This is a genomic window from Mesorhizobium sp. M4A.F.Ca.ET.022.05.2.1, from assembly GCF_003998845.1.
Taxonomy (GTDB): domain Bacteria; phylum Pseudomonadota; class Alphaproteobacteria; order Rhizobiales; family Rhizobiaceae; genus Mesorhizobium.
In genome coordinates this window covers 1-5626 of record NZ_RZOJ01000392.1, presented here as the reverse complement: position 1 = coordinate 5626, position 5626 = coordinate 1, and the positions used below count along the sequence as shown (strand labels likewise).

The following is a 5626-nucleotide window of genomic DNA, read 5'->3' as shown; positions in this document are numbered from 1 at the left end:
ACATCGGCATGGTGTTCCAGGAGCCGATGACGGCGCTGAACCCGGTCAAGACCATCGGCGAGCAGGTCGCCGAAGGCATCCGCTGGCATACCAAGGCAAGCCGCGCCGAAGCCGAGGAGCGGGCGCGCAAGGTGCTCGACCGGGTCGGCCTGCCCGAGGCAAAATTCCCGCTGTCGCGCTATCCGCACGAGCTGTCCGGCGGCCAGCGCCAGCGCGTCGTCATTGCAATCGCCTGCGCGCTGAAACCCAAGCTCCTGATCGCCGACGAGCCGACCACGGCGCTCGACGTGGTGCTGCAGGCGCAGATCCTCGATCTGTTGCGCGACCTCGTGGCGGAAAACCGCATGGGCCTGCTGCTGATCTCGCACGACCTCGCGGTGGTGACCGAGATGGCCGACAAGATCACCATCCTGCGCCATGGCGAGGTGATGGAAGCCGGCGACACGGCACGCACGCTGTCTGAGCAGCTCCATCCCTACACGCGTCAGCTGGCGCAGGCTTCCATGCATGTGCCGGCCCGCCCCCGAACCCACGTCGCCGGCTCGGCCAGGCCCCTGCTGCAAGTCGAAGGGGTGACCCGCGACTATCCGGGACGACGCAGCTCGCTGTTCCGGCGCGCCGCTCCCTTCCGCGCCGTCGACGACGTCTCGCTGTCGATAGAACCTGGCCAGTCGGTGGCGCTGGTCGGACGTTCAGGCTGCGGCAAGTCCACGCTTGCCCGCATGATCCTGGCGCTGGACAAATCGACCTCGGGAACGATCCGTTTCTGCGACGAGACCATCACCGGCAGCAGCGAGGCGGAGCTGAAGCCGGTGCGGCGCGACATGCAGGTCGTATTCCAGGACCCCTACGGCTCCTTCGATCCGCGCCAGAAGGTCGAGAAACTGGTCGCCGAGCCGCTGCATGTGCTGGCCAAAAAACCGGCCAACGCCGAGCGGCGCGAGCTCGTGGCGCACGCGCTGCACGAGGTTGGCCTCGGGCCGCGCGACATGGACAAATATCCGCACGAATTCTCGGGCGGCCAGCGCCAGCGCCTGTCGATCGCGCGCGCCATCATCACCCGCCCCAAGCTGGTCGTGGCCGACGAGCCGGTCTCGGCGCTCGACGTTTCGATCCGCGCCCAGATCCTCAACCTGTTCGCCGAGCTCAACCAGAAGCTCGGCATCGCCTACTTGTTCATCACCCATGACCTGACCGTCGCCCGCGCCATCACCGACGAGGTGCTGGTCATGCACGAAGGCAGGATCGTCGAGCGCGGCAAGACCGGCGCGGTGCTCGACAACCCGCAGTCCGACGCGGCCAAGGCGCTGGTGAAAGCCGCGCCCGATCTGCACCAGGCAATCGCGCGGAGGCTGCAGGAACAGGGATAGGCGGCCAGACGCGCCGTCTGCCATCGAATCCGGCTATTCCTGCGGCTTCACATCGACCGGGCTGATGTCGAGCAGGTCGAGCGTGCGGCGCAGGAGCTTGACCTCGTTCTCGGCCAGCTTCGAATCGGCCTTGGCGATCTCGGCCATGTGTTGGGCGAGCAGCTTGCGCCGCTCGACGTCGAGGTCGCGGAACAGCGCGATCGCCTGCGAACCATTGGTCTCGTAGCCGAAGTCGTTGAGATATTCGATGACGCTGTCGATGCTCGTCTCGGGAATGCCGAACGCCTCCTTGCAGATGCGCCGGAAGGCGACCATCTCGCTCTCCGAGACGGAACCATCGGCCAGGATCATGCGGAACAGCATCAACAATTCCGCCGACAGGACCGGATCGTCCGCGACCTTACGTACGCCGGGATCGCCGTCGAAGATCGAGCGTATCTGGTCGAGCAATGCCATTGCCATCGGCCTCCCCTTTGCGATTCCGTCGCAGATAGTTAGCGCGGAATCGGCCTTGCGCAAATGGGACGGGCATGATGGAACCTGCCGTCCCCCTCGCCGCAACCCTTGCAGCCCCCGATGCTCGATCTTGCCACCCACACCGTCGTCATGCTCGCGTTTGCCGCCTTTGCCGCCGGCTTCATCGATTCCATCGCCGGCGGCGGCGCTCTGATCACCATTCCGGCACTGCTTCTTGCCGGCTTCTCGCCGCTCGAGACGCTGGGAACCAATAAGCTGCAAGGCATGTTCGGCTCCGGTTCGGCGACCATCCACTATGCCGCGAATGGCCATGTCGATGTCCGCCGTCAGCTTCCGTCCGCCGTCCTGGCACTCGCCGGGAGCGCGGCCGGTGCTTCGCTGGCGACAATCGTGCCCGGCGACGCGTTACGCGCCCTGCTTCCGCTGCTGCTGATCGCGATTGCACTCTATTTCGCCGTCAAGCCCAACATGGGCGATGTCGACCGCGCCGAGCGGCTTTCGCCCTTTCTGTTCGGACTCACGGTCGTGCCAGCCATCGGCTTCTATGACGGCCTGTTCGGCCCGGGCACCGGCTCGTTCCTCATGCTGGCCTTCGTTGCGCTCGCTGGCTACGGCGTGCTGAAAGCGACGACGCACACCAAGCTGCTCAACTTCGCCTCCAACATCGGCGGCTTCGCCGTCTTCGCCGCCGTCGGCGTCGTCTACTGGAAGATCGGCCTGATGATGGGCGTTGCCCAGTTCTTCGGCGCCCGCCTCGGCGCCAGCCTTGCCATCCGTATCGGCGCGAGACTGATCAAGCCGCTGCTGGTCGTCGTCTGCGTGGCACTGGCGGTGAAGCTCCTGGCCGACCCGGCGAACCCGTTGCGCCTGTTCATTGGTGTGTGACGGCCCCGCTGATACAATGCCGGCGTACGAATCATGTTGGAGGAGCCACACATGAATCTCAGTGCGCCTACTCAGCTTATTTTCATTATCTCCCTTGTTATCGCCATCATCGGCGTTCTCGCCGCTCTTGGCGTTCTTGCGTTCATTCCCCTTGCCGCAGTGTGGATTGTTCTCATCGGCTACATCGTGCTCGCCGCCGGTTGTATGATGCGCGGCGCCTAGCACATTCAGATCTCAGGCAATTCGGAGCGCCCGGCGAGAAGCTGGGCGCTTTTGATTTCGGGATGTGGTCTGTTAGATTTGGCCGGCGAGGATTGCCGATGTCGACTGAGACAGAGCGCCATCATGAACAGCACCCTTCCGCGGGAAGGTTCGAGATGGTGCGGCGCGTGCCTGGCCCTTCGCTTGCCGACGCAATTACCGACATATGCGGCTATCGCGAAATGCTGCCCGTCCGCTCCCGCAACATCGAATATGCCTCGCTGACCGTGCCGCTGGTCATCAGCTTCGCCGAACCGTTCGCCATCGGACTCGGGCGCGATCCCGGCGACAATGACCGCTTTGCCAGCTTTACCGCCGGCCTCTATGCCGGGCCGGTGGTGATCGAATCCTTCGGCGGCGCCTGCTGCGTCCAGATCAACTTTCCCCCGCTCGGCGCCCGCCGCTTCTTCGGCCTGCCGATGAGCGAGCTGACCGACCGCATGGTCGGGCTCGACAACGTGCTCGGCCTCGAAGGCATTGCGCTGCGCGAAAGGCTTGGCAACGCGCGCGACTGGAGCACGCGCTTCGCGATCGCCGAGGGCTTCGTCGCAGCCAGGCTGGCGGAGGCGAAGTGGATGTCAGCCGAGGTCGCCTGGGCCTACCGGCGGGTCATTGGCTCCGGCGGACGCACGCGGATCTCGGTGCTTGCAGATGAGCTCGGCTGGAGCCGCAAGCATCTCGCGACGAAATTTTCCGACGCGATCGGCATCGGGCCGAAAACGCTGTCGCGTATCGTGCGCTTCAACCGGGCGCTCTCGCTGTCCAAGCAGCAGGAAGACGACTGGGCCGGCATCGCCGCCGATTGCGGCTATGCCGATCAGGCGCATCTGGTGCGCGAATTCCGTCAACTTGCCGGTGAGACGCCAACCGCGCTTTTCGCGCCGGCGTAGGCTCTTTCTCTGCCGAGGTAACATTTCTTCAAGACGCCGGAGCGGCCTACTCCGAGACTGTGTTCCGTCAACCGACACAAGGGAGATTGTTATGTCGATCGCGACCGAAGCACCTCGTCTCTACCCCGCTTTGCGCTACAAGAACGCCGCCAGAATGATCGACTGGCTGTGCGACGCCTCGGCTTCACCGTGCGCGCCCGCTATGGCGAAGGCGACGTCGTGCATCATGCCGAGCTCGTCTTCGGCGCCTCGATGATCATGCTCGGCACCGCGCGTGACGACGACTACGGCAAGATGGTCGGCGAGCCAGGCGCTGGCGGCGGCAAGTCGATCTATGTCGCGGTCGTTGATGCCGACGCCGCCCACGCCAGGGCAAAAAAGGCCGGCGCCACGATTCTGCAGGAGCTTATCGACCGCGACTATGGCAGCCGCGAATTCATATGCTGCGATCCGGAAGGCAATGTCTGGTCGTTCGGCACCTATTGGCCGAAGGCAGATGAGGCAGCCAGCTAACGTGCCAACCCGAATATCGTCTCGCAGTCGAGATGGGCTTCCAGCTCGGCCGCGACCTCGTCCAGGGCCTGCTCAACATCGGCGCGATAGTCGATGCCGCCGCCTTTGACGCCGAGGCTTTCCAGGAACCTTGCCCGGAAGGCGTCGGCGGAAAATAGCCCATGCAGGTAGGTGCCGACCACCTTGCCGTCGGCGGAGACGGCGCCGTCTTCGATGCCGTTGATGATGGCGGACGGCCGCGCCATGTCCGGGCCGGTGGTGCGGCCGAGATGGATCTCGTAGCCTTCGAGCGGCAGATCGAACTGCACCGAGCGGGCGCTGACATTGCGCACGGTCTTTTCCGGTTCCATCACTGTTTCGATGTCGAGCAGGCCGAGCCCCTCCGCCTCGGTAACGCTGCCCTCGATGCGGGCGGGATCGCTGACCTTGCGGCCCAGCATCTGGAAGCCGCCGCAGATACCGACGACATAGCCGCCCCGCTTGCGATGGGCAATGAGATCGCGGTCCCAGCCATTCTCCTGGAACTTTAAGAGATCGCCGATCGTTGACTTCGAGCCGGGAATGATCACCAGCCCGGCATCTTCGGGCAGCGGCTTTCCGGGCGGCACGAACACCACCTCGACCTGCGGTTCGGCCTTCAGCGGATCGAGATCGTCGAAATTGGCGATGCGCGAAAGCATCGGCACCGCCACCTTCAGCGCCCGCTTCTCGCCGGAGGCCAGCCGTTCCAGCACCACCGAATCCTCGGAAGGCAGCCTCGCCGCCGCCTTCAGCCAAGGCACCACGCCGAAGCAAGGCCAGCCGGTAAACTTGTCGATTGCCTTGATGCCGTCGTCGAACAGCGTGACATCGCCGCGAAACTTGTTGATGAGGTAGCCAACGATCATGCGCCGGTCCTCGTCCGGCAGGATCAGATGCGTGCCTGCGACCGAGGCGATGACGCCGCCGCGATCGATATCGCCGACCAGCACCACCGGCACATTTGCGCGCGTCGCGAAACCCATATTGGCGATGTCGCGGCTCCTGAGATTGATCTCGGCTGGCGAGCCGGCGCCTTCGACGATGACGAGATCGGCGCCCTCGCCGACCTTCCCCCAGGAGTCGAGCACGGCATCCATCAGCCGGCCCTTCATCGCCTGGTAGTCGCGCGCCCGGGCCTCGCCGAACACCTTGCCCTGCACCACCACCTGCGAGCCGACATCGCTTTGCGGCTTGAGCAGCACCGGGTTC

At 64.7% G+C, this 5626-nt stretch carries 6 protein-coding genes and 1 pseudogene; 5 read left to right on the top strand and 2 right to left on the bottom strand.

From position 1 onward, the window contains the following. Positions 1-1370 (top strand): dipeptide ABC transporter ATP-binding protein (locus EN745_RS28585; RefSeq protein ID WP_145992173.1); only part of this gene is annotated, 1370 nt, incomplete at its 5' end. Positions 1371-1403: 33 nt separating this feature from the next. On the opposite strand, the gene EN745_RS28580 is transcribed toward EN745_RS28585, so the two are convergent. Further along, the gene (locus tag EN745_RS28580; RefSeq protein WP_127422794.1) at positions 1404-1832 is read right to left on the bottom strand and encodes a TerB family tellurite resistance protein; all 429 of its coding nucleotides are present in this window, start codon (positions 1830-1832) and stop codon (positions 1404-1406) included. 114 nt (positions 1833-1946) lie between these two features. Between EN745_RS28580 and EN745_RS28575 the strand changes: the two genes are divergently transcribed. From EN745_RS28575 to EN745_RS28560, 4 genes and pseudogenes are all read left to right on the top strand, one after another. Continuing rightward, a complete protein-coding gene (locus tag EN745_RS28575; protein WP_127422793.1) occupies positions 1947-2732 on the top strand; it encodes a TSUP family transporter in 786 nt (261 codons plus the stop codon). 51 nt (positions 2733-2783) lie between these two features. After that, entirely contained in the window at positions 2784-2954 is a 171-nt protein-coding gene (locus EN745_RS28570) for a hypothetical protein (protein WP_126054125.1), read from the top strand. Positions 2955-3052: 98 nt separating this feature from the next. Beyond that, positions 3053-3883, top strand: a complete 831-nt coding sequence (locus tag EN745_RS28565; protein WP_127422792.1) for a helix-turn-helix transcriptional regulator — start codon at positions 3053-3055, stop codon at positions 3881-3883. Between the two features lie 91 nt (positions 3884-3974). After that, a pseudogene (locus EN745_RS28560) lies at positions 3975-4396 on the top strand (VOC family protein). Here the strand turns inward: EN745_RS28560 and EN745_RS28555 are convergent. Beyond that, a partial coding sequence (locus tag EN745_RS28555) for a cobyric acid synthase (protein WP_127422791.1) occupies positions 4393-5626 on the bottom strand: 1234 nt, incomplete at its 5' end. The pseudogene EN745_RS28560 and the gene EN745_RS28555 overlap by 4 nt on opposite strands.